The sequence below is a fragment of the Cupriavidus sp. Met-2 genome (assembly GCF_049843575.1).
Classification (GTDB): Bacteria; Pseudomonadota; Gammaproteobacteria; order Burkholderiales; family Burkholderiaceae; genus Cupriavidus; species Cupriavidus metallidurans.
In genome coordinates this window covers 168,574-192,750 of record NZ_JBBHZL010000003.1, presented here as the reverse complement: position 1 = coordinate 192,750, position 24,177 = coordinate 168,574, and the positions used below count along the sequence as shown (strand labels likewise).

Genomic DNA, 24,177 nt, shown 5'->3' with positions numbered 1-24,177 from the left:
AGCAGCGGCGTCATATCGGTCCTCCGGACTTGCCCTAGGTTTCCCCTTCCTGGCTTGACACCGATCCGCCCCAACTCCGACACTTCAAATTGTACTGACTGTTCAGTTTATTTTTAAGGGGTTTCTAGTGCCCGATACTCCACAAACAACGAGAGAATCCACGTGTGACGGGATGGAGCGTCTGTTCCAGGCGCAGCGGTCAGCCTTTGCCGCCGCGCCCTACCCGGCGCTGGCCGACAGAAAGCAGGGCCTGCGGCGCTTGCGCGATGCAGTTCGCAAGCACGCCGACAGCCTGGCGCAGGCGGCGGACCGGGACTTCGGCGGACGCGCCCATGCCGAGACGATGATGGTCGACGTGCTGCCGTCCGTGCTGCACATCAACCACCTGCTTGGCGGGCTACGCCGGTGGATGCGACCGTCGCGCAGGAGTGTCGAACTGTTGTTCCTCGGGAACAGCGCCAAGGTGGTGTATCAACCCAAGGGCGTGGTTGGCATCGTGGTGCCCTGGAACTTCCCCGTCTATCTGGCGCTCGGGCCACTGGCCACCGCGCTGGCGGCAGGCAACCGATGCCTGATCAAGACCTCGGAGTTCGCGCCCCGGACCTCTGCCGCGCTGCGCGCCTTGCTTGCTGAGGCGTTCACCGAGGACGAAGTCGCCATCGTCGAGGGCGACGCCGACGTGGCACGCCAGTTCACCGGCCTACCGTTCGATCATCTGGTGTTCACGGGTTCGCCCGAGGTCGGCCGCCACGTGATGCGTGCCGCCGCCGAACACCTGACGCCCGTCACGCTCGAACTCGGTGGCAAGTCGCCTGCCATCGTGTCGTCCAGCGCGAACCTTGCAAACGCGGCACGGCGCATCGCCCACGGCAAGACAGTCAACGCCGGTCAGATCTGCGTGGCGCCTGACTACGCCCTGGTGCCAGAGGCGCTCGCCGCCCGTTTTGCCACGGAAGTGCTGAACGCATCCGCAGCGCTGTTCCCGGCGGATCGCGACGACTACGCAAGCATCATTCATGACCGCGCCCACCAGCGCATGAACGATCTGCTCGATGACGCGCGTACCCACGGCGCACAGGTCATGCGCGCGGCCATGCCCGAGGATGGACGCCGCCTGCCGCTTCACGTGGTACTCGGCGTAACGCCCCGGATGCGCATCGCGCGCGAAGAAATCTTCGGCCCGATCCTGCCGGTCTTCACCTATCGCGCATTCGAGGACGTCGTGACGCACATACGCGGCGGCACGCGCCCGCTCGCCATGTACTACTTCGGCGACGACAAGGCCGAATCCACCACCCTGCTGCAACGCACGCACGCGGGCGGCGTCACGCTGAACGACTGGGGCTGGCACGTGCTGAATCACGATCTGCCGTTCGGTGGCACCGGCACGTCCGGCATGGGCAACTATCACGGCGCCGAGGGCTTCCGCGAGCTATCGCACGCCAAGGCCGTGTTCTCCGAGCGGAAGTGGTTCCCGATCGAATTGTTTCATCCGCCCTACGGCACGTTCATCCAGCGCCTGACGCTGCGGATGTTCCTGGGGCGGCCCACCGCAGCGCCCCCCGTGCAAACCGAAGCCTCGCCAGTGACGGCATCCCAAGACTAATTCCCAAGTTCCCAAGAACAACATCATGGATTTCGACTACGTCATCATTGGCGCGGGTTCGGCTGGCTGCGTGCTGGCCAACCGCCTGAGCGCCGACCCCTCCGTGCGCGTCTGTCTGGTCGAAGCCGGCCCGGTCGATCGCTCTCCGCTGATCCACACGCCGGCTGGCATCGTCGGCATCCTGCCGACCCGACACGTCAACTGGGCATTCGAGACAGTTCCGCAGCCAGGGCTGAAGGGCCGTCTCGGCTACCAGCCGCGCGGCAAGACGCTTGGTGGCAGCAGCGCCATCAACGCGATGATCTACATCCGCGGCCACCGCACCGATTACGACGACTGGGCTGCGCTGGGTAATCCCGACTGGTCCTACGACGGTGTGCTGCCCTGGTTCCGACGATCCGAAGATTACTTCGGCGGCGCCGACGCTTATCACGGCGCCGGCGGCGAGCTGACCGTGAGCGCGCTCGACGCCCATCCGGCCACGCATGCGTTTATCGAAGCCGGCCGCAAGAGCGGCCACGCCGTCAATGCGGATTTCAACGGCGCCGACCAGGAAGGCGTTGGCCACTATCATGTGACCATTCGCAACGGCCAGCGCTGCAGCGCATCGGTGGCGTTCCTGCATCCCCTCCGCGACAAGCGCCCAAATCTCACCGTGCTGACGGGCGGCCATGCCACCCGGCTGATCCTGCGCAGCAACACGGCGGAAGGCGTCACGGTCCGCGTGAAAGGCCGTGACGTGGAACTGCACGCGCGCCGCGAGACCATCGTGGCAGCCGGCGCGTTCGGCACACCCCAACTGCTCCAGCTTTCGGGCATCGGCGACGAAGCAGACCTGCGTCCCCATGGCATCGCCGTCCAGCACGCGCTGCCCGGCGTCGGCAAGGGGCTGATCGACCATCCCGACTACATCCTGCCCTTCAAGAGCCCCGACAAATCGCTGATGGGCGTGTCGCTGCAAGGCGCGGCGGCCATGACGAAGGCGTTCTTCGAGTACCGCAAGTCGCGCACAGGTCTGCTGGCCAGCAACTTCGGCGAGGCCGGCGCGTTCCTGCGCACCGATCCGTCGCTGTCGCGTCCCGACGTGCAACTGCACTGGGTCACCGGCATCGTGGACAACCACAACCGCACGCTCCACACGGGCCACGGCATGAGCTGCCACGTCTGCGTGCTACGGCCGAAGAGCCGCGGCACGGTCGGTCTGAACTCGGCCAATCCGCTGGCGCCGCCGCGTATCGACCCGAACTTCCTCAGCAACGACGACGACGTGACGACGCTGCTCAAGGGCTACAAGCTCTCGCGCGAGATCATGCACGCCCAGCCGCTGGCCCGCTACGCCGGGCGCGAACTGTACGTGAAGGGTGTGAGCAGCGACGACCAGCTCGTCGACCTGCTGCGCCGCCGCACCGACACCATCTACCACCCGGTGGGCACCTGCCGCATGGGTAGCGACGACATGGCCGTGGTCGACCAGCGCCTGCGCGTGCGCGGCATGGAACGACTGCGCGTGGTCGATGCCTCGATCATGCCGACGCTGATCGGCGGCAACACGAATGCCCCCTCGATCATGATCGGAGAGAAGGGTGCCGCGATGATCGCGGAAGACTGGCAGGGCCGCGCTGCCGCCTGATTGCGCATCGCAACGCCGCATCACAAAAGCCAAATAGCAAACCCGCATAACAAGAGCCCGAAAAGGAGACTCCATGCAATGCAAGACCGCCGCGTTTCACGCGGCCATTTCCGTGCTGGTGGGCAGCCTGTTCCCGATGAGCGCCATGGCCGCGCCCACCGAGTCCATTGCCACCAACGACGCAACGGCCGCCACGCGCGATGCCAATGCGGACGTCCTGAAGCGCCTGCCTTTCGCCAACCGGCAGGACTTCGAAGATGCCCAACGTGGCTGGGTCGGATCGCTCGACAGTGGCGAGATCCGCAATGCCGATGGTCGCGTGGTCTGGAACCTCGACGCCTATGCCTTCCTGCGTGACGATGCCTCACCCGCCTCGGTCAATCCGAGCCTCTGGCGCCAGGCGCAGCTCAACCTGAAGCACGGCCTGTTCAAGGTCACCGACCGCATCTATCAGGTACGTGGCTTCGACCTCTCGAACATGACCATCGTCGAGGGCGACAGTGGCCTTATCGTGATCGATCCGCTCCTGACCGCCGAAACCGCCCGCGCGGCGATCGACGTCTACTACAAGTACCGTCCGAAGAAGCCCATCGTCGCGGTGATCTACTCACACAGCCACGTGGACCACTTCGGCGGCGTGAAGGGCGTGGTCAGCCAGGATGACGTCAAGTCGGGCAAGGTGAAGATCTACGCGCCCGAAGGCTTTATGGAAGAGGCCATCAGCGAGAACATCTTCGCCGGCAATGCCATGAGCCGCCGCGCGCAGTACATGTACGGCGCCCTGCTGCCAAAGGGCCCGCAGGGGCAGGTGGACGCCGGCCTCGGCAAGACCGTTTCGCTCGGCACGATCACACTGATTCCGCCCACCGACCTGATCGGCAAGACCGGCGAAACCCGCACGATCGACGGCGTGCGGATCGAATTCCAGATGGCTCCCGGCTCCGAGGCGCCGGCCGAGATGCTGATGTACTTCCCGCAGTGGCGGGCACTGTGCGCGGCAGAGGACGCCACGCATAACCTGCACAACCTCTACACCATCCGCGGCGCCCAGGTGCGCGACGCCAACCAGTGGTGGCGCGCGCTCGACGAAACCATCGACCGCTACGGCAACCGCACTGACGTCATCTTCGCGCAGCACCACTGGCCAAAGTGGGGCCAGCAGAGCATTACCGGCTTCCTCTCGCGGCAGCGCGACGCCTACAAGTTCATCCACGACCAGACACTGCGCCTGGCCAACCAGGGCTACACGATGACCGAGGTAGGCGAGCGCGTGAAGCTGCCGCCGTCTCTGGCCAGCCAATGGGACCTTCGCGACTACTACGGCACGGTGAATCACAACGCCAAGGCCGTCTACCAGCGGTACCTCGGCTGGTACAGCGGTGACCCGGCCGACCTGCACCCGCTGCCACCGGAAGAGTCCGCGCAACGCTACGTGCAGTACATGGGCGGCGCCGACAAGATCCTCGCTCAGGCCAGCAAGTCGTACGCCCAAGGCGATTACCGCTGGGTGGCGCAGGTGGTCAAGCACGTGGTCTACGCCGATCCGTCGAACCTGGCGGCCCGCAAGCTCGAGGCCGACGCGCTTGAACAGCTCGGCTACCAGACCGAGGCCGCAAGCTGGCGCAGTGCCTATCTGGTGGGCGCCTACGAGCTGCGCAATGGTGTGCCCAAGCTGCAGGGCACCCAGACTGCCAGCCCAGACATGATCGGGGCCATGACCGACACGATGTTCCTGGACTTCCTGGCCGTGCGTCTCAATGGCGAGCGCGCCGCCGGCCACGATCTGAAGTTCAACTGGGTGCAACCAGATACTGGCAAGCGCTATGCGCTGTCGGTGGAAAACGGTGTCTTCCTCTATAAGCCGGAGCGCCAGTTCGACGACGCCGGTGCCACGTTGACGATGCCGCGCAGCGCGCTGATCGGCTCGCTGCTGGGCCAGACCACGCTGCCCGCGGAACTCTCGGCCGGGCGCGCCAAGGTGGACGGCGATCCGGCTGTACTGAAGTCATGGATGGGAATGCTGGACAAGTTCGACCCGCAGTTCAATATCGTGACGCCTTGATGCCGTCTGGCGTCTTCACCCGCTGAACCGTTACCCGGCACCCGGCCCTCCCCCAGGAGCCGGGTGGTGGCCCCTGCGCCCGGCACCCGCGCAGGTCGATTCGCCCCTGCTGTCATCACAGCGCGTGCAGAGCCGCCATCTAGTCAATTTGGTAAATTTCGCTGTTTATTTTTGACTAAATCAAATACTGCAATAAAAGGAATTGGCACGCGAACCGTTTGCGCTCTCGCGTTTTCCCGCAGGCAGAACCCGTGCGACGGCTATCCCCGGGGGAAACCGACCTGCCATACCGCCCGCTTCGGACATCCCTGTCTGTGAAGTCAGTTTCCGAGCGCTTCATAAACAATTCACTTCATGCCTCCAATAAACTGAATTCCGTTGATCTCACTCAACAGCGATACTTCACGAGACTTATGCGCCATTGCGATTTGCACCGGAGGCACTTTCATGAGGCAAGCTGAAATGAGAAAGACAAGAATCGGGGGACTGGCGACGCTTGCCATTGCCGCTGCCGTACTGACATTGGCGGGCTGCGGCAAGCAGGAAGAGCCCAAGGCACCGGCAGCACAAGCACCAGCCGCGCAATCTTCCGCCGAGGCGCCTGCAGCGCCGCAGGCCGCCCGCGAGAATCCCCCTGTCGCCGCGAATGCACCGGAGTCGGCAGCTTCCGCGCCGGCACTGCCGCCGGTGGCCAATTCCGGCAAGAAGCCGAACATCCTGGTGATCTTCGGTGACGACATTGGCCAGACCAACATCAGCGCCTACAGCCATGGCGTGGTTGGCTACCGCACCCCGAACATCGATCGCATCGCCCGTGAGGGGATGATGATGACCGACTACTACGGCGAGAACAGCTGTACCGCGGGCCGCTCTACCTTCATCACTGGTGAAGTCGGCTTGCGTACCGGCCTGCTGAAGGTCGGCATCCCCGGCGCGACCGTGGGCCTGCAGGCGCAGAACGCGACCATTGCCGAAGCGCTGAAGCCGCTTGGCTATGCCACCGGCCAGTTCGGCAAGAACCACCTTGGCGACCGCAACGAATACCTGCCGACCGCGCACGGCTTCGACGAGTTCTACGGCAACCTGTATCACCTGAACGCCGAAGAGGAGCCGGAGCGTCCGTATTATCCGAAGAACGATGCGGCCTTCGTGAAGGCAAATTCGCCGCGTGGCGTGATCCACTCGTTCTCCGACGGCAAGGTGGAAGACACCGGCCCGCTGACGCGCAAGCGCATGGAGACCATCGACGACGAGACCACGGCAGCAGCCATCGGCTTCATGGAGAAGCAGGTCAAGGCGGACAAGCCGTTCTTCGTGTGGATGAACACCACCCGCATGCACTTGTTCACCCATGTACGCGAGTCGATGCGCGGCCAGAGCGGTATGCCGGGTAACGAGTACGCGGACGGCATGCTCGAGCATGACGCCGACGTGGGCAAGCTGCTCAGGACGCTCGACGACCTGAAGATCGCCGACAACACCATCGTGGTCTACACGACGGACAATGGCCCGAACCAGTTCAGCTGGCCGGATGCGGCAACCACGCCGTTCCGCAGCGAGAAGGACACCAACTGGGAAGGCGCATTCCGCGTGCCGGCGCTGGTGAAGTGGCCGGGCCGCATCAAACCGGGCACGGTCTCCACAACGATGATGTCCGGCCTTGACTGGTTCCCCACGCTGCTTGCGGCCGCGGGCGATACCGACATCAAGGAACGACTGCTCAAGGGCACCAGCCTTGGTGGCAAATCGTTCAAGGTGCATCTGGACGGCTATAACTTCCTGCCGTACCTGACCGGGCAGACCAATACCGGCCCGCGCCAGGACTTCTACTACTTCAACGATGACGGGCAACTGGTCGCCTATCGCTACAACGACTGGAAAATCGTCTTCTGTGAGCAGCGGCAGCCAGGCGGCTTCCAGGTGTGGTCCAACCCGTTCACCTGCTTGCGCGCGCCCAAGGCGTTCAACCTGCGCATGGACCCATACGAGCGCGCCGATACGGTATCCGATCAGTACTATGACTGGGCCACGAAGAACGCCTACCTGATGCAGTACGGCGTCTATCGCGTGATTCCGTTCCTTCAAACGTTCAAGGACTATCCGCCCAGCCAGCGTCCCGCGAGCTTCAGTATCGACCAGGCGGTCGAGCAACTGATGAAGACGCTGGACAAGACGCCAGCCAAGTAACACCGGATAGCGTCTGACACCACCGGCCGGCTTCCGCCTCGCGGAACGCCGGCCGGTGGCATTCTGGGCGGGCAGAAAACACGCAGGAGATCTCGTCGCGCCTAGAATGGCGGCTTTCCGCAAGCGGATTGCGGGTCGTTCCGGGGAGACCCCTCATGAAGCTCCATCAATTGCGCGCGTTGGCCGCCGTCTCCGAGACGGGCAGCATGCAGGAGGCATCCCGCCTGCTCCACGTCACCCAGCCAGCACTGAGCAAGGCCATCAAGGAACTGGAAGCCAGCGTGGGTGCCGCGCTGTTCGTGCGCACGAACAAGGGTGTGCAACTCACACCATACGGGCAACGACTGGTCGGCCACGCCCGCCTGATCAGCGAGAACGTCAGGCGCGCGCGCCAGGATCTCGAGGACATGAAAGGGACCGTGGTCAGCGAGATCACCGTTGCCGTCACGCCGGTCACCGCCCTGCTGCGCCCGGCGGGCGCCTGCATCACGGCGTTCCGGCGCGATTTCCCGAGCGCACAGTTGCGCGTGCAGGAAATGCGGCCCGCGCAAATGCTCGAGCACCTGCGCGAAGGCACCATCGACTTCGCGCTGACCTCCCAGTCCCTGGCCACCGCGCATGGCCTCGACTGCGCCCAGGCTTGCCACGTGCCGACGCTGATTGCTGGCCGCAAGGATCATCCGTTGCGCAAGACGCGCTCGCTGGGCGCGTTGCTGGAGGCGGAGTGGCTCGTACTCGATCCGCTCTCCGATACCGGCACGCCGTTTCGTCAGCTCTTCGCCATCAACGGCATGACGCTGCCGTCGCGCGTTGTCGAATGCACGTCGATGACCCTGGCCCTGGAGATGTGCCGGCAGAGCGACCTGCTGGTGCTGCTCTCCGAGGAATCCCGCCGCAGTCGCTATCTCGTCGAAACCATGGACTTCATCGACGTCGACGAGACCATGCCGGATCGCACCATCGCGCTGGTATCGCGTGACCGCCACACCCTCACCTGGGCGGCGGCACGGCTGCACGATGCCTTGCTGGACGCATTGCGCCAGGAGTTTCCCACGGCGGATTGACGCCACCCCGTGATTACCAACGCTCATACCCATGAAAAAAAGCTGCGTGCGCCATGGGTGCCAGGCACCTAAGATCGTCCGGTCGAACAGAAACCCATAAGAACACGGGCAGCCATTCAGCGACTGCCCGGACGGACCACCACGAGGAGCCTCATGAACGAAGCCACCGTTTCGCTGGGCAGCGATGCCGCAGCCCGCGTCGTCGCGCCCGCTTCCAGCACGCAGGGCCGCCGCGCCGTCATCGCGGCTGCCATCGGCAATGGACTGGAGATCTACGACTTCACGGTCTACAGCTTCTTCGCTGCCACCATCGGCCGGCTGTTCTTTCCCGCCAGCAGTCCGCTCGCCTCGTTGCTGCTTTCCTTTGCGACGTTCGGTGCTGGCTTCGTGATGCGCCCGCTCGGCGCCGTGCTCATCGGCAACATGGCCGACCGGCGGGGCCGCAAGGCCGCGCTGACGCTGACGATCGGCCTGATGACCGCCGGCACGGCGCTGCTGGCCTTCACGCCGTCCTACGCCAGCATCGGCGTGACCGCCACTGCGCTGGTGGTGGTGGGCCGTCTGCTGCAGGGCCTGTCCGCTGGCGGCGAGGTTGGCGCCGCGTCCGCGCTGCTGATGGAGTCGACTGGCAAGCAACGGCGCTGCTTCGCGGTGAGCTGGCAAGGCGCAAGCCAGGGCGCTGCGGCATTGCTGGGGGCACTGACCGGCGCCGCGGTATCGGCGCTGCTGAGCCCCGAAGCACTCCAGTCATGGGGCTGGCGCGTGCCGTTCATGCTCGGCCTGCTGATCGCCCCGGTCGGCATCTACATCCGCCGGCATCTCGAAGAGACCCAAACCGAAAACACCGCCCACGCCGGCCTCATGACGGTGGTGCGCGAGCATCGCCGCACGCTGATTCTCGGCGTGCTGCTGATGACGAGCAGCACGTCGTCGATGTACATCATGGTGTTCTACATGCCGACCTATCTGGTCAACACCGTGCACATGCCGCCCGTGACCGCGTTCCTGGGCGCCTGCGTGGCAGGTCTGACGATGCTGGTCATGTCGCCGCTGTTCGGATTGCTCGCGGACCGGCTGCCGCGCCGCAAGCCGCTGCTGATCGCCAACAGCATTGTCGCCATCAGCGTGATGGTGCCCAACTTCGCGCTGCTGTCTTCTGGCCCGGGGCTGCCATTGACGCTGGCCTGCATCGCGTTATCGGTCACGTTGAGTTCCGTAGGCGGCGGCGCGGGATCGGCGCTGATGATGGAATCGCTGCCGCGCCATCACCGCGCCACCGGTATGTCGATCATGTACAGCGTGGGCGTGACCGTTTTTGGCGGCTTCGCGCCGCTGGTGGTCACGTGGCTGATCGCTACCACCGGTAGCCGCATGGCGCCGGTCGGATACATGCTGTGCGCGTCGCTGATCAGCTTTACTGCCCTTCTGCTGTTCCCCAGCCATCCGGGCCGCGATTGAGCGCCGCCTTGAAGATGCCCCGATTGCCCCACAACGCTCAGCCCCATTCATCATGACGACCACACCCATTCCCGCCGCCATCTCGTCCGCAGCCAGCCGCTTTGCCGATCTGCGCCATCGCATCCATGCGCACCCGGAGCTCGGGGCCGACGTGCCGCGCACCGCCGCCATGGTGGCCGGTCTGCTGCGCGAATGGGGCTACGACGTCCATACCGGCATTGGCGGCCACGGCATCGTGGCCCAGCTCAATGTCGGCAACGGCCCGCGCCGCATCGGCATTCGGGCCGACATGGATGCGCTCCCGCTGCAGGAACGCACCGGCTTGCCCTATGCCAGCGAAGTACCCGGCCGTATGCACGCCTGCGGGCATGACGGGCACACGGCCACGCTACTGGCCGCTGCCGAATATCTCGCGGCCACGCGCAACTTCGATGGCACGCTGAACCTGATCTTCCAGCCTGACGAGGAAGGCATGACCGGCGCCCTGTCGATGATGGAGGATGGTCTCTTCGAACGCTTTCCGTGCGACGCGATCTACGCGTTCCACAACGCGCCGGGCCTGCCGGTCGGCATGGCCGTGGTCCAGTCTGGCGCGCAGGGCGGATCGTCGGACCGCGTGACCGTGACCTTCCGCGGCAAGGGCGGGCATGGCGCGATTCCGAATCGTGCCGCCGACCCCACGCTGGCGCTGGCGCACACCGTGGTGGCCCTGCAAGGCATCATCGCGCGCAACGTGGCGCCGGTGGATGCGGGCGTGATCAGCGTGGGCCAGATCGAAGCGGGCACGACCTACAACATCATCCCGGAGACTGCCACGCTCAAGCTCAGTGTGCGTGCCACGTTGCCCGAGGTCCGCAAGCTGCTGGAGGAACGCATCCGTGCCGTGGTCACGCATCAGGCCGCGTCGGCCGGTGTCGAGGCCGAGATCGAGTACCTGCATCTGGTGCCGGCCATCCGCAACACGCCGGCAGAAGCGGCGATCGCGCGCGAAGCCGTCGCCAGCGTGCTCGGCAATGACAACGTCATCCAGGTCCCGCCCTCGACGCAGATGGGCAGCGAGGACTTTGCCTGGATGCTCGAGAAGGTGCCCGGCTGCTATTTCGTGCTTGGCAACGGCACTGGCGAGTGGGTAGGTTGCTCGGTGCACAACGACGGCTACGACTTCAACGATGCGCTAATTCCGCTCGGCGCCGCCTGCTGGGTAGCATTGGCAGAGGGCTATCTCAAGTCGTGATCGTCACGGCTTGCCCCTCTCGCAACCTGACCGCCAGACTCAGCAACACCGCCTCGAAGCCGCGCAACGTGGCGGTGACCGGGCGGTCGACAGGTTGTTTCCGTGCGATGGCCGCCGCGGCGTGGCGGCGAATCAGCGCGACCTGCGCGTCGATGAACGCCAGGCAGCGCAAACGATCCGGCTCGGAGCCCGCGGCGATCACGGCTAACACCGGTGCCAACGCCAGCGTGCGATACCCCTCCACGGGCAGGGCAGCGATGCCGCCGGGCGCGGCCAGCAGTTCCGGCAACAGGAGCCGGAACACTGCGTTGCCCCACTCCGCCTTCTCCGCGGCTTCGACGGCGCGCCGTTGCGCCAGCGCTGCCGCGTAAGCCGGCGACGTGATGCGCCCATGTCGCACCAGTTCCTGATAGCCATCGCGCATGCCTTCCGATATACAGTCCGCGCCGATATAGGCCGCACCGTTTCTCCGGCTAGCCAGCACAGCCGACTGCAGCGCATCGGGTGTCCACGCATCGAGCGGCACCACGGCGCAAGTGGTCGGGCGCGTGGCGTGGATGGTGCAGAGGTTGTCATCGCCAAGTGCCGGACAGGCGGCCAGCGATGGATAGTCGACACCCTGAATCGCCAGCATGAGACTGTCACCGCCGGGCAAGACATGCCCAAGCATGGCCGCCAGCTCACGGGCGTCCGGGTGCGACGGGTGCACCCGCCGCAACGACAGACAGCCGATAAAACGGTCCTGATGACGGAATAACTCGGCCATCGTCAGCAGCGGCGACGAGTTACAGCATTTGCCGCATGTGCTGCAATGGAATGAGAACGTCCGCTCGTGCATCACGGCGATATCGGCCAGCTTCACCACGGACGACGCACCGAATCGTTGAAGCGCGCCAGGATGAACGTCTTGACGGGCTCCGAATGCAGGCCGCGCACAGTTGGCGTCAACCACGGCGCATCGCGATCGCGCGCGCGGATGGCCAGCACATTGGCAAAGGGCACGCGCGAGTCCTCCATGCCGAGCGCGTCGCGCGCGGGCGCGAGACCGGCTGCCGATGCCGCGGCAAACGGAAGCGCCACAAGTGCGGCGTTGTCGAGCGCGGCGGCAAGCCTCGCCTCCGCAACGGCACGCCAGCGCAGCCCTCGCCGGTTCTCCACGATATCCGTGGTGCGCGGGCTCAATCCCGCATCAGACGATATCCGGATCAGGCCGTAACCTTGCAGCAGAAGCAGGGCACGCCCCTGCGCGGACGGTTCGGCAGGGAACGCGACAACGGATCGAGGCGGCAATCCGCGCAGATCGGATAGCGTGCGCGAATACAGCCCCATCGGATAGGTGACGGTATGGGCCACGGGCAGCAGGCCGCTGCCGGCCCGAGCCAGCGACGGCCCGTCCTGTGCGATGTTTGCTTCGATCCGGCCCGTAGTCACCGCCGCATTGGCCTGCGCCACGCTGGCAAAACGCACCGTCTCCAGCCGCACGCCTTCACGCAACGCCGCATCGCTGGCCGCGCCAACCAACTCGCTGTCTGGTTCCGCGACCACGCCGATACGCACCGTGTAGCGCGGCTGGACAGAACCGGATGCCGCCGTGGCAGATCCTGGCGATGGCAATGCCATCGCCAGCAACGCCGTCAGCACGCCGCGACGGTGGAGGTAAGTCTTCTCAGCCATCGCGCAGCACCGTTCGGAAGCCGATATGCGACGTCGGCAAGTCGCTTTCGGCAGACTCCCGCGCCGAAGCACGGTAGCGCACGCAGAAGTCCGGCGCGCACAGGAACGATCCGCCCTTGATTACACTGGTCGCCGCCGGCTTGCGCGACCGTGACGCTGCCGCCACGACTGCCGTATCGCCATTGGCGTGCGACTGACGCGGGCCGGTGTAGGCGTCGCCAGTCCACTCCCAGGCGTTGGCGATCATGTCGAACAAGCCGAGCGCATTGGCGGTGTAGCACCCCACCGGCGCGAGCCCCGCGAACCCATCGCGCGAGGTATTGAGCACCGGGAACACGCCCTGCCAGTAGTTGGCGGTGGGCGTTCCTTCGGCCGTTTGCGGTGCCGTTTCCAGTCCGGCATCACTACGTCCCGCCTTGGCCGCGAACTCCCATTCGTCCTCCGTGGGCAGGTCATGGCCGAGCCAGTTCGCATAGGCCCTGGCATCGGCCTGCGTGACGAGCGTCACCGGCTGGTTGTCACGTCGGTGATCGTAGCCATGTGAATTGGCAGCGGCCGGCCCTTCCGGATGCCGCCAGTTGGCGCCTGTCACCATCGTCCACCACGCGTAGGGGCGTTGACCCAGTTCTGCGTCGGTCGGCTTGTGGAAGACCACCGCCGCACCTTGTCGCTCGGCATCGGTGACGTAACCGGTGGCCTGCACGAACGCCGCGAACTGGGCCACCGTCACCTCGGTACGGTCGATCCAGAAGCTGCCGACGCGCGTTTTTCCTGCGGGCCGCTCGTCCGGATAGCCAAGCGTGGTACCGGGCACGAACTCACCGCCCGTCACCCGAGCCATGCCAGCCGTCCGCGACTTGCCCCAGCCGGCCGGCAAACCCGAGTAGGCGGCGCATCGCTGCACCGAACCGAGTGTGGCGCCGTCAGGCATGGCGGCCCCCGGCACCGCATGCACGCCCAGCGACGCGATGACACCCACCGCGAATGCCAGCCCAGCTACCGCCAGCGGCGTGCGCCAGCGTCCCCTGTTTCGCAACACGTTCACGACCATGTCCACGGGTTCCGCAATGTCAGTAGATCATGCCCGGTACCTTGGGCAGCACCGCGCCCACGCGCGCGGCGTAGTCGTTCCACTTGCCCTTCAGGTCGCTCAGCACATCCGGGCGCTGCGCTGCGAGGTTGTTCGTCTCGCCGCGATCGGCGCGAATGTCGTAGAGCGTCCATTCGCCGTCTGCCGGGCCGAACGGCGGCTCGATCCATACGGCCTTCCAGTTGTCGCTATAGACATAGGTGCGACCGTACAGCTCCTCGGAGAACGTGGTGCGCGACGGGCCGGTTGTCTTGCCCTGCAGCGTCGGCAGCAACGACAGGCCGGTGATCGGATAGACATTGCGACCGTCGTACACGACCTTGCCCGCATTGCGGTCGATCCCCTTGCTGTCGTAGAGCGGCGCGGCCGGCTTGGTCGGTGCGCTGACACCGGCGAGGTCCAGGAACGTCGGCGCCAGGTCTACCACGTGGGTGAAGGCCGTCACCCTGCTCTGCGGCGGCGCGGATGCCGTGCCGGCCAACTTGACGATGGTCGGCACGGAGTGCCCGCCCTCTGACGGGAACGACTTCCACAGCTTGAATGGCGTGGCGCTGACTTCCGCCCAGCGCTGGCCGTAGTCGATCGTGGCCGTGCCCTTGTAGGCCGGCGTGCCGAGCGTGGGGAACACGGCCGGATCGGCGTTCTTCGTGTCGTAGTCCTGGTCGTACTTGCCGCTGAACTCGTAGTAGCTGGCTTCGGGGCCATTGTCGGACTGAAACACGATGACGGTGTTTTCGTACTCGCCAATGTCCTTGAGGTGCTGCACCAGCCGGCCAACATTGTCGTCCAGGTTCTCCACCATGGCCGCGAAAATTTCCATGTAGCGGGCCTGCGCCTTCTTCTGGTCCGCAGTCAGGCTGTCCCACTTCTTGTTCGCGTTCATCACACGGGTATCCACACCGCCTTGCGCGACGCTGCGCGTGGCGCTGACGTACGACGCCTGAGGCGTGCCCCAGTTCGCCGTGGCCGGCGTGACGGCGAGTGTTTCATCACGACCCGGATTGGGCGTGAAGTCGGCCGGGATCAGGCCGAGCGCTTTCTGCCGGGCCAGCCGTGCGGCGCGTATCGGCTCGTAGCCCGCGTCATAGACGCCCTTGTAGCGATCGATATAGCCTGCCGGCGCCTGCAGCGGCGAGTGTGGCGCCTGGTAGGTCAGGTAGGCGAAGAATGGCTTGCCATCGGTGTTCTTGCCCGTGCTCGAGTCGATGTACTTGATGATCGTCGAGGTATAGAAGTCCGACGAGAAGAAGCTGGTCGTGTTGGGCGTGACGTAGTGATCGTCCTCCACATAGGCGGTTGCGCCGTTACGGCCGAAGTGATCCCCGCCGCCGCCGAGCAGCGCGTAGCTCTTCTCGAAACCCCACGAGACCGGCGTCTGCCCCGGCGCCGATGTGCCAACCGCCGCGCCCTGGTTCGTTGCGTTGGGCAAGCCACTGCCAAGGTGCCACTTGCCGGCCATGTAGGTGTGATAGCCGCCGTCCTTCAGCAGTTGCGCGATCGAGAGCGCGCGATCGTTCAGGTAGCCCTCGTAGCCGGGAATGGGCTTGCCGTTCTCGTCCACGTAATTTGGGTCGCTGTTCGCCATCGTGCCCTGCCCGACCAGATGATGGTCAGTGCCGGAGATGATCATCGAACGCGTCACCGCGCACACGGCGGCGGTGTGGTGATTGGTCAAGATGCGACCATCGCGCACCAGCGCGTCAATGTTGGGCGTGCGGATCTCGCTGCCGAACGCGCCCAGGTCCGAGTACCCGAGGTCATCGGCCATGATGAACAGGATGTTGGGCTTCTTCGCCACGACCTGCGGTGGGGTGGTGACCGGCGTGCCACTGTCCACGGCCAGCGTGCCGCTATCGGTGCCATCGCTCCCGCAACCTGCGGCCAGCGCCACCGCGCCCAGGCAAAGGGTGGCCAGCGCGCGTCGCACCGGTTGTGGGAAGGCAGCCGCTTTCGTTCTTTTCATATGCGTCTCTCGCTTCAACGTCGGGGTTGAGAAAGAGAGCCATGCTATGAATCACATCGGCTTCACAGAACGAATGGTTTCGCATATGCATTATCGAAGCGCGCCAGTACCCGGCCGGAAGCGGGCCCAGCGGCAATATCAGCGCGGCTTGATAGCGCTTATGCGTGATCGCGGACCCGGTGTGGCGAAGGGGTGGCCATCGCTGGCAGACACGTCGATTCCGCGCTCGACAGCCATGCTAAGATCTCCCCGATCAGCCTCCACGGCTCGTCTCGCAGGGCAGATCACAGCGCCCCTGAAACGTCCAGACGCACCTACAGCCGGACCATGCGTCGTCCGGCAAGCACACGAGAGACTGGGAAGACCAGCGACGTGATGAAGATTCCTCCGCTCAACCCATTGAAGGTCTTCGAGGTCGTGGCCAGAGCCAAGAACCTCACGACCGCCGCCAACGAACTTCGGGTCAGTCAATCGGCAGTGAGCCGTCAGATCGCGGTGCTGGAGGAATACCTGGGCGTCCAGCTCTTCACCCGCGAACGCATTGGCGTGAAACTGACCGAGGTTGGTGAGGCCTACGCGCGGCGCATCGGCCCGGCGTTCGAGGAAATCTCGGAGGCCACCAAGTTCGTCACCCAGAAGTACTCCGACAACGTCATTCGCCTGCGCACCTACACCACGCTGACAGCGCGATGGCTGATTCCCAGGTTGCCGCATTTCAAGCTGCAGTACCCCGACGTCGAAGTGCTGATTACCAACAGCAACGCGCCGCTCGATTTCGGCACAGAGCAATGCGACCTGGCGATCGTCCTCGGTGATGGCAACTGGCCAAACGCCGAGGCAACGCTGCTGCTCGAGGATGTCATCGAACCCGTCTGCTCGCCCGCGTTCCTGGAAGCCTTCCATGGCAGCACGGAGCAGTTGCTGGAGTCGCTGCAAAGCAAGCGCCTGCTGGTTTCCAAGTACCGCAAGAATGACTGGCCGACGTGGCTCGCGCACGTCGGCATGGGTCACGTGTTCGACAAGGCCGAAAAGATGGTCTTCAGCAGTTCCATCCTCACGTGGCAGGCGGCCACGGACAACCTTGGCATCGCAATCGGCCAGCAGCACATGCTGGACCCCGACCTCAAGGCTGGACGGCTGGTCTGCCCGTTTGCAAGGCCGCTGCGTACCGGGCGGGACCACTATATCGTGACGCCGTCGGTACAGCGTTACTCGGGCAAGATCGCGGCCTTCAAGGAATGGCTGGTGCGTGAGGCCCGGGAAAGCAAGCCCATGACACCAGGCTGATGCTTTATGGCGCCAAGGCCGGCGGATTCGGCCCCTTACCCGCGCCGAATCATGCGATACCCGACCGGGTAATCGTTCCTCTCCAGAAACTCGCCGCGCGCGAGGTATTTCTAGCCGTTCAGCCACAACGCGAAGAAATCGGCCGGGCCAGGCCTCAGCACGTTGGCCAGCATGGTCTTGTCCACCTGCGCCGCTTCGCGGCGTCATGCAAGCCGCACGGAGAACTTCCCGGATGTGGGGCTGGTATGAGTATTTGTTCGGGCTGCTGACAAAAGTCGAAGTTCTCAGGCCTCGGGGCCACAGGCACCATTCCGACGTCACACATCCCGAACAGACGCAGGAACACACATGGATTTCAAACTCAGCGAGGAACATCAGGCTTTCGCGGACTCGGTTGCCCGTTTTGCGCAGGACAAACTCAAGGATGGCGCGCTGGCCCGGGCACATTCGCCCCACTACCCCTGGGACACGGCGGCGCTGCTCGCCGAGCAGGGGCTGCTGGGCATCGCCTTCTCCGAAGAAGATGGCGGCCAGGGCGGCACGCTGATGCACGCGGTGCTGGCGATCGAGCAAATCGCGCTGGTTTGCCCCAGGAGCGCCGACATCGTCCAGGCTGGCAACTTCGGGCCGATTCGGACGTTCGTGGAATACGCATCGCCCGAGCAGAAAGCGCGATACCTGCCGGACCTCCTGGCTGGCCGCAAGGTGGTCTCGCTGGGCATGAGCGAACCCGATGCCGGGTCCGCCGTGACCGAGTTGAAAACCAGCGCGCGCCTCGACGGTGACAGCTACGTCATCAACGGCAGCAAGGTTTTCTCCACGCACAGCCCCGACGCCGAGCTTTTCCTGATCTATGTACGCTTCGGCCCGGGCGTCGGTGGCATCGGCTCCGTGCTGGTCGAGCGCGGCACGCCCGGCTTCCAGGTCGGCGAGCCATCATCGTTCATGAACGGCGAGCAGTGGTCGCAGCTCTACTTCGATGATTGCCGTATCCCGGTGGAAAACGTGCTGCTCGGACCGGGCGGTTTCAAGAAGCAGATCTCGGGGTTCAACGTCGAGCGTCTGGGCAACTCGTCACGCGCGCTGGCGCTGGGGCGCCACGCGTTCAACGTGGCCCGGGAACATGCCATGACCCGCAAGCAGTTCGGCCGCGAGCTCTGCGAATTCCAGGGCATTCAGTGGAAGTTCGCGGATATGGCGATGAAGCTGGAGCAGGCGCAGATGATGCTGTATCGCGCCGCTCTCGAAGGCGAGCACGGACTGCCCAGCGCGCAGAGCACGGCTATGGCCAAGCTGGCCTGCAACATGGCTGGCTGGGAGGTTTCCAATGAAGCGCTGCAGGTGATGGGCGGCATGGGCTTCAGCCAGGAATCTCTCGTGGAGTACTGCGTGCGGCGGACGCGCGGCTGGATGATCGCCGGTGGCTCCATCGAAATCCTGAAGAACCGCGTCGCTGAAGGCGTCTTCGGCAGGACGTTCTCGCAGCGCCCGACCAACGGCTGACAATCGGCTGAAACTCGGCGCTTGGCAAGCGGGGCCGGGATGAATCTCGGCCTCCGTCATCCCCCCTTCCTGCGTGCGCTCTCCGCCACGCACGTGATCCCTGGCTCGCGCAACTGGCGCGCCCACCGGCAGCCGACCACCATTGGTGGTATCATCCACGCTCCCTGCCATACGCCGGCATCGCCCGGCGTCGAGGCTGCGGCCGCTAGACATCACATTCATAGAAGAACACCAGCGGCCTGTCGGGCGTACACCCGATTCATTCTGGGTGACAGACATCGCCCGCAACCTACCTGACCGGCGGCACGTCCGCTCCGCGATTGTCGCACCTGTACTGGCGCCTCAGTCCGCGTAAGCACGGTCTACCTCACGCCAGTTTTCCGCCTGCGCCTACGTGCGAAGCGACACTGATTTATCCAATGGCTTTCGACAGCCGGCAAGCGCGCCGCACATGTGAAGTGGCGGCAGAAGAAGCTTCCGGGCCGAGCGCCACTGAACAGGACCAATTTGAATACGAGCACCACCCCATTTACCGTTTCCGTGTACCCGATCCAGCAAGAGCCGGGCGTATGGTTTGCCAACTACATGATCTCGGAGTACAGGAACGGCGCGGAGCGTGTCGTCGCCAACGTCTCCATGCGGCACGCCACGCATTGCTCGGAAGCCAAGGCCAAGCAGGCCGCCCGACAGGCGGGCAAGAGCGCCGCAGCCCGCATGCAACGTTCCGCGCAACGACGCGCCCCATCGGGTCAAGCGTGACGCAAGGCCCACTTCGGGCACCCTCTCAACGGCGCGACGCCTGCCTGACGCAGGTACCCGTGCTGCCCACCATCCAATCCGCATACAGGAGAGCAAGCAAGACATGCCTAACAACGAAGAATGGGAAGAACTCCACCTGACCCCGGCCGGATGGATTGCCGGCAGTTACCGGCACACGCCGTGGCAGCCGGTTGCCGTGACGCCACCGGATGCTGCCGTATTGACGGTACGCCGCCACGTGACCGCTACCTATGGCGGCCCATCGCGCGCCATCGAGGATCGCACGCCGCAAACGCAGGACATGGCACTGATCGAGTCATTGCTGACGCGTTACGGCAGCCCGGAATTCGGCATCTAAGCCAAGTGCGCCACAGGCGGTGGGACAATCCGCCGCCTGCGAATCACGCACTCAACCTCACACCCGTACTCAGCCTAGCGGACGATGCCGTAGCCCGCCCGTGGGCGCGCCCGCCCCGACGGGCCTGAGTTCGCCGTCCCAAGGCTCGGCGCCCAGATCCAGCGCGGTGTCGCCTTCCTTGGTTTTCTCGTAGAGGTGGTCCCGGACTGCCTGCCCGATCGCCAGGCGGCATAGTGCCTCCGAGTTCGCTGCAATCTCGCCCTGAAGCGATCCCGCTCCGGTCACCACACCGAACGAACGCCTGCCATCACCGACAAAGCTGGTGAATCTGACGCCCGTGGGCTGGGCCGCATCCGCAAAGCTAACGGCCACATGATAGGCAATTCCCTTGCCCTGGCCGGGTAACGTGCACAGAAAACTGGATGGCGCGGCGGTGTTCGTCATGCCTGAGATGTCCTCATGAGCTACGTTATCGTTCGTCTGAATACGGCGGGAAGCTAGGACTATACCCGGGTCAGTTGACAATGCCAGTGACAGTGAGGCAGTTACAGGGAAACAACGGACTGACCGGTCACTTCTCCGTTGATGATTTCCTCGGCATAGCGCAGCACGGCGCGCCGGGCGGCGCCCACGTTGTCCCAGGGCGTTGTGTCCAGGTGAAACGTGCGGGCCTGCGTGCTATCGGGATGCGCGCCCTCGCGGCAGATCACCACCGCAGCGTTGAAGGACCGATCCGGCCTGGGCTCCCCCCAGGCACGCGCCCCGTCGGTATGTCTGTAGACTAGAGGGTAAATGTCATACCCTTTGTAAGTGGCAGTCGGGTAAGCATCCATAGCGTACTCCTAAGCTTTTGCGGTATTCATTGCTCACTCTACTCTTCTTGCGAGGCCAGGCGTGACCTAATTTCACCCTGCGAACATCTGCCAAGCCCGAAAACAAGGGAGTTCGGCATTTCGAAGCTGCTGACTTGACTTGCACCGGCCAGGTCCGATCGAGTCGCCCCAGGGCTCCGTCCATAAGTCTTCGCGAAGAGCGGCCCCTAACAATCCGGACAAGTATCTGCCCGATTCTTCGTGTAGAAGAAATTTGTCCCGCGACACCCAATACTCAACCCCCGAGGAGTGACCATGCACCGAAATCAACCTCCGCCGCGGAGGGTGCTGTCCACTCTCATCCGGCTGATTGCCGCCGTGCCGCTACCGATTGCGCACGCTACAGGCCGCGTTCTGGGGCGGCTCGTCTATGCCCTCCCGGGGCGATACCGACAGCACGTGCAGCAGAATGCCGCCCAGGCTGGCTTTTCCGATCCGGCATTTGCCCGGCAGGCCGCAGGCGAGACCGGCGCCATGATGATCGAACTGGCACGCGTGTGGTATCGCGGCCCGGCGTGTCGCGATCAGGTGATTTGCGATGACTGGACGGTGATCGAGCAGACCCTGGCGGAAGGTCGCGGACTCATCATGCTGACACCGCACCTTGGATGCTTCGAACTGGCAGCCCGCTATGCCGCGGAGCGCATCGCGCTGACAGTCATGTTCCGACCACACCGCAAGCCGATATTGCGGGACTTGCTTGAATCGGTACGTGCCACCTCGAGTCTGAAGACAGTTCCCGCGACTTCCCAAGGCGTGCGCGCGTTCGTCCGCGCGCTGCGCCAGGGTGAAGCGATCGGGCTATTGCCCGATCAGGCGCCCAAGGGTGAAGGCGTGTGGGTACCGTTCTTTGGCCGCAAGGCCTATACGATAACGCTGCCAGGAAAGCTCGCAGCGCAAACGGGGGCGCCGCTGATCGTTGCCGCGGGCGAACGCCTGCCCGGTGGGCGTGGCTGGCGCATGCATGTGAAGCGCCTGTCAGGACCATTGCCGCCGACCGCCGAGGCGCAGGCAGCATGGATCAACGCCGAACTGGAAGAGATGATCCGGCGCTTTCCGCTGCAGTACCTGTGGGGATACAACCGCTTCAAGGTCCCGTCCGGCGCTCCGGCTCCCGATTCAGCCGTTGTCCCAGAACACGACGCCTCCGTTATCCAGGGTCCGCCAGCACCTCTCGCCCCTTGATGTACCCGAAGGGCGTCCGCGCACGGCCTGCCACAGCGGTAGCGCGCCCCCGAGACAAGACTCAAGCCATCACGGCAGGAATCGCGGCGCCCGGTTCTCCATATTGGCGCGTACCGCCTCCGTCTGGTTGGGCGCGCCGATCAGCGCGTCCTGCTCGACAGACTCGGCCTGGAGAATCGCCAGCGCGTCGCCATCCTCGGTGACCCGCATCAGGCGTTTGCCCGCACGAATCGCGTCCGGGCTCTTCATGGCGATCTCGCGTGCGACGGCCATTGCCGCGACCCTTGGATCTTCACACACGCGCGTGGCCAGCCCCAGTTCCACCGCCTCGGTGCCGCTGATGATGCGTCCCGTGTAGATCAGTTCGTTCAGCACATCTGGCCGTACGAGCCCGCGCGTCAGCAACATGCCGCCCATATCCGGCACCAGACCCCACTTGATCTCCATGATCGAAAGCTTGGCATCGGCCGTCACGTAGCGCAGGTCCGCGCCCAGCGCCACCTGGAGCCCACCGCCAAAGGCAGCGCCATGCACCGCGGCGATCACTGGCACGGGCAGTTCGCGCCAGACCATGCAGGCGTATTGCGGGTGATTCGACATGCCATGCGTGCGCGGCGTCAGCCGGCCACGCTTGAGCGAGGGGTCGGTCCCTTCGCCCAGACTGGCCATGCGGCCCATGTCCAGACCCGCGCAGAACGCCTTGCCTTCACCGGAAAGCACGACAGCACGCAGACCTGGCATCTCGGCCAGTTGCCGGCCCGTGTCGACCAATGCGTCGAACATCGCCTGATCCAGCGCGTTCATCTTGTCGGGGCGATTCAGGCGGACTTCGGCCACGCCTTCCTCGATGGTTACAACGATACGTTGGGAGTTGTCAGCAGTCATTCCAAGGGCTTCTCTTTGATACAGCATGTTGCAGCGGTCACATCCCGGATTTCGGTAACTGGCTTCCAGGACGCGCCGAACATGGCACCGCAGACCAAAAAAATCCCGTCGGACACGCTCCACGCGTGCACTCCGACGGGGCTTTGGAAAACGTGTGCCGCGCGGTCAGAGCCTTTCGACGATCGTGACGTTGGCCATGCCGCCGCCCTCGCACATGGTCTGCAGGCCGTAGCGCTTGCCGCGCTGATGCAGCGCATGGACCAACGTCGTCATCAGCTTGGTGCCCGAGCCGCCCAGCGGATGGCCCAGTGCGATCGCGCCGCCGTTGACGTTCAGGCGATCCGCGTCGGCGCCCAGCGCCTGCAGCCAGGCCAGGGGGACCGGCGCGAACGCTTCGTTGACCTCGTAGAGATCGATATCGTCGATCCGCATGCCGGCCCGCTTCAGCGCGCGCTCGGTAGCAGGCAGCGGGGCCTCCAGCATGACCACCGGGTCATGTCCGAGCACGCTCATATGGTGGATGCGTGCCAGCGGCTTGACGCCCAGCATCTTCAACCCGCGTTCGTTGACGACCATGACGCCGCTCGCGCCGTCGCAGATCTGGCTGGCGGTGGCCGCCGTGACGCTACCGCCTTCGGCGATCAGCTTTACCGAGGCGATGCCCTCCAGCGTCGCGTCGAAACGAATACCTTCGTCGATGGTGTGGAACTCGCCGAGATCGCTGCCGTCATTCATGCGCGCGGCCAGCGGCAGGATCTCCTGCTCGAAGCGCCCCGCCTTCGTGGCCGCGGCGGCGAGCTGGTGGCTGCGCAGCGCATAGGCGTCGAGCGCGGCCTTGTCGAGCTTGTACTTCTTCGCGATCATCTCCGCGCCGGTGAACTGGCTGAACTCCACGCCCGGATAGCGCGCCTGCATTTGCGGGCTGACGTAGTGGCCCAGGCCGTTCTTTCGCGGCAGCGTGCTCGGGGTGCCCATCGGCACGCGGGACATGCTTTCCACGCCGGCGGCTATCACCACGTCCATGGTGCCCGACATCACGGCCTGCGCCGCGAAATGCAGCGCCTGTTGCGAAGATCCGCACTGGCGGTCGACCGAGGTGGCCGGCACCGATTCCGGCAGCTTCGAAGCCAAGACCGCGCCACGCGCGATGTTCGAAGACTGCTCGCCCGCCTGGCCGACGCAGCCCATGATGACGTCCTCCACCATGCTCGGGTCGGCCCCGCTGCGCTCGACAAGCGCGTCGAGCACCTGCCCCGCGAGGTCCGCGGGATGCCAGCCGGACAGGCGGCCATTGCGACGGCCGCCGGCGGTGCGGACGGCGGAAACGATATAGGCTTCGGACATGGTGTCTCCAGTGATG

General features: G+C 64.8%; 20 protein-coding genes. 12 read left to right on the top strand and 8 right to left on the bottom strand.

Annotation, left to right across the window (positions count from 1 at the left end; genetic code table 11):
• Window positions 1–127 precede the first annotated feature (127 nt).
• The 7 genes from WD006_RS09345 to WD006_RS09315 all read left to right on the top strand — a co-directional run bounded on the left by WD006_RS09345 (window position 128) and on the right by WD006_RS09315 (window position 11,241).
• Window positions 128–1,606, top strand: coding sequence for a coniferyl aldehyde dehydrogenase (locus tag WD006_RS09345; RefSeq protein WP_029306980.1), 1,479 nt, complete (start codon window positions 128–130; stop codon window positions 1,604–1,606).
• Between the two features lie 25 nt (window positions 1,607–1,631).
• Window positions 1,632–3,236 (top strand): GMC family oxidoreductase, encoded by a 1,605-nt coding sequence (locus WD006_RS09340; protein ID WP_029306979.1) that lies wholly within the window; start codon window positions 1,632–1,634, stop codon window positions 3,234–3,236.
• 73 nt (window positions 3,237–3,309) lie between these two features.
• On the top strand, window positions 3,310–5,298 hold the full coding sequence (locus tag WD006_RS09335) for an alkyl/aryl-sulfatase (protein ID WP_011519822.1): 1,989 nt from the start codon (window positions 3,310–3,312) through the stop codon (window positions 5,296–5,298).
• A 462-nt stretch (window positions 5,299–5,760) separates the two neighbouring features.
• Window positions 5,761–7,485 (top strand): arylsulfatase, encoded by a 1,725-nt coding sequence (locus WD006_RS09330; RefSeq protein WP_104669947.1) that lies wholly within the window; start codon window positions 5,761–5,763, stop codon window positions 7,483–7,485.
• A 155-nt stretch (window positions 7,486–7,640) separates the two neighbouring features.
• The gene (locus tag WD006_RS09325) at window positions 7,641–8,549 is read left to right on the top strand and encodes a LysR substrate-binding domain-containing protein (protein WP_029306978.1); all 909 of its coding nucleotides are present in this window, start codon (window positions 7,641–7,643) and stop codon (window positions 8,547–8,549) included.
• Between the two features lie 153 nt (window positions 8,550–8,702).
• Window positions 8,703–10,007, top strand: coding sequence for an MFS transporter (locus tag WD006_RS09320; protein WP_011519825.1), 1,305 nt, complete (start codon window positions 8,703–8,705; stop codon window positions 10,005–10,007).
• A gap of 52 nt (window positions 10,008–10,059) precedes the next feature.
• Entirely contained in the window at window positions 10,060–11,241 is a 1,182-nt protein-coding gene (locus tag WD006_RS09315; RefSeq protein WP_011519826.1) for a M20 aminoacylase family protein, read from the top strand.
• On the opposite strand, the gene WD006_RS09310 is transcribed toward WD006_RS09315, so the two are convergent.
• Genes WD006_RS09310 through WD006_RS09295 form a run of 4 tightly spaced genes read right to left on the bottom strand, consistent with a single transcriptional unit; the run spans window position 11,231 to window position 15,968 of the window.
• Window positions 11,231–12,106 (bottom strand): YkgJ family cysteine cluster protein, encoded by an 876-nt coding sequence (locus WD006_RS09310; RefSeq protein WP_085960506.1) that lies wholly within the window; start codon window positions 12,104–12,106, stop codon window positions 11,231–11,233. The two genes, WD006_RS09315 and WD006_RS09310, sit on opposite strands and share 11 nt — an antisense overlap.
• Entirely contained in the window at window positions 12,100–12,915 is an 816-nt protein-coding gene (locus WD006_RS09305; protein ID WP_011519828.1) for a MetQ/NlpA family ABC transporter substrate-binding protein, read from the bottom strand. The genes WD006_RS09310 and WD006_RS09305 overlap by 7 nt, the downstream gene beginning before the upstream one ends.
• The gene (locus WD006_RS09300; protein WP_011519829.1) at window positions 12,908–13,966 is read right to left on the bottom strand and encodes a formylglycine-generating enzyme family protein; all 1,059 of its coding nucleotides are present in this window, start codon (window positions 13,964–13,966) and stop codon (window positions 12,908–12,910) included. Before WD006_RS09300 ends, WD006_RS09305 begins: the two co-directional genes overlap by 8 nt.
• Before the next feature lie 19 nt (window positions 13,967–13,985).
• Window positions 13,986–15,968 (bottom strand): arylsulfatase, encoded by a 1,983-nt coding sequence (locus WD006_RS09295; RefSeq protein WP_029306976.1) that lies wholly within the window; start codon window positions 15,966–15,968, stop codon window positions 13,986–13,988.
• A gap of 375 nt (window positions 15,969–16,343) precedes the next feature.
• Between WD006_RS09295 and WD006_RS09290 the strand changes: the two genes are divergently transcribed.
• The 4 genes from WD006_RS09290 to WD006_RS09275 all read left to right on the top strand — a co-directional run bounded on the left by WD006_RS09290 (window position 16,344) and on the right by WD006_RS09275 (window position 19,875).
• On the top strand, window positions 16,344–17,255 hold the full coding sequence (locus tag WD006_RS09290; protein ID WP_029306975.1) for a LysR substrate-binding domain-containing protein: 912 nt from the start codon (window positions 16,344–16,346) through the stop codon (window positions 17,253–17,255).
• A 348-nt stretch (window positions 17,256–17,603) separates the two neighbouring features.
• Window positions 17,604–18,758: an acyl-CoA dehydrogenase family protein gene (locus WD006_RS09285; RefSeq protein ID WP_011519833.1), complete on the top strand. Its 1,155-nt coding sequence runs from the start codon at window positions 17,604–17,606 to the stop codon at window positions 18,756–18,758.
• Window positions 18,759–19,265: 507 nt separating this feature from the next.
• Window positions 19,266–19,517, top strand: coding sequence for a hypothetical protein (locus WD006_RS09280; RefSeq protein WP_011519834.1), 252 nt, complete (start codon window positions 19,266–19,268; stop codon window positions 19,515–19,517).
• Window positions 19,518–19,620: 103 nt separating this feature from the next.
• Window positions 19,621–19,875 (top strand): hypothetical protein, encoded by a 255-nt coding sequence (locus tag WD006_RS09275; protein WP_008641308.1) that lies wholly within the window; start codon window positions 19,621–19,623, stop codon window positions 19,873–19,875.
• A gap of 69 nt (window positions 19,876–19,944) precedes the next feature.
• Here WD006_RS09275 and WD006_RS09270 read toward each other — a convergent pair whose 3' ends face one another.
• Both WD006_RS09270 and WD006_RS09265 read right to left on the bottom strand, forming a co-directional pair.
• Window positions 19,945–20,319 carry a hypothetical protein gene (locus WD006_RS09270; RefSeq protein ID WP_011519835.1) on the bottom strand — a complete coding sequence of 125 codons (375 nt, stop codon included), beginning with the start codon at window positions 20,317–20,319 and terminating at the stop codon, window positions 19,945–19,947.
• A gap of 101 nt (window positions 20,320–20,420) precedes the next feature.
• Complete coding sequence (locus tag WD006_RS09265; RefSeq protein WP_011519836.1) at window positions 20,421–20,708, bottom strand: hypothetical protein; 288 nt, start codon at window positions 20,706–20,708, stop codon at window positions 20,421–20,423.
• Window positions 20,709–21,032: 324 nt separating this feature from the next.
• On the opposite strand from WD006_RS09265, the gene WD006_RS09260 reads away from it, so the two are divergent.
• Complete coding sequence (locus WD006_RS09260; protein ID WP_035820417.1) at window positions 21,033–21,932, top strand: lysophospholipid acyltransferase family protein; 900 nt, start codon at window positions 21,033–21,035, stop codon at window positions 21,930–21,932.
• Between the two features lie 69 nt (window positions 21,933–22,001).
• Here the strand turns inward: WD006_RS09260 and WD006_RS09255 are convergent, their stop codons facing one another.
• Both WD006_RS09255 and WD006_RS09250 read right to left on the bottom strand, forming a co-directional pair.
• Window positions 22,002–22,817: a crotonase/enoyl-CoA hydratase family protein gene (locus WD006_RS09255; protein WP_029306974.1), complete on the bottom strand. Its 816-nt coding sequence runs from the start codon at window positions 22,815–22,817 to the stop codon at window positions 22,002–22,004.
• A gap of 165 nt (window positions 22,818–22,982) precedes the next feature.
• Window positions 22,983–24,161 (bottom strand): acetyl-CoA C-acetyltransferase, encoded by a 1,179-nt coding sequence (locus WD006_RS09250; protein ID WP_029306973.1) that lies wholly within the window; start codon window positions 24,159–24,161, stop codon window positions 22,983–22,985.
• Window positions 24,162–24,177: the final 16 nt, after the last annotated feature.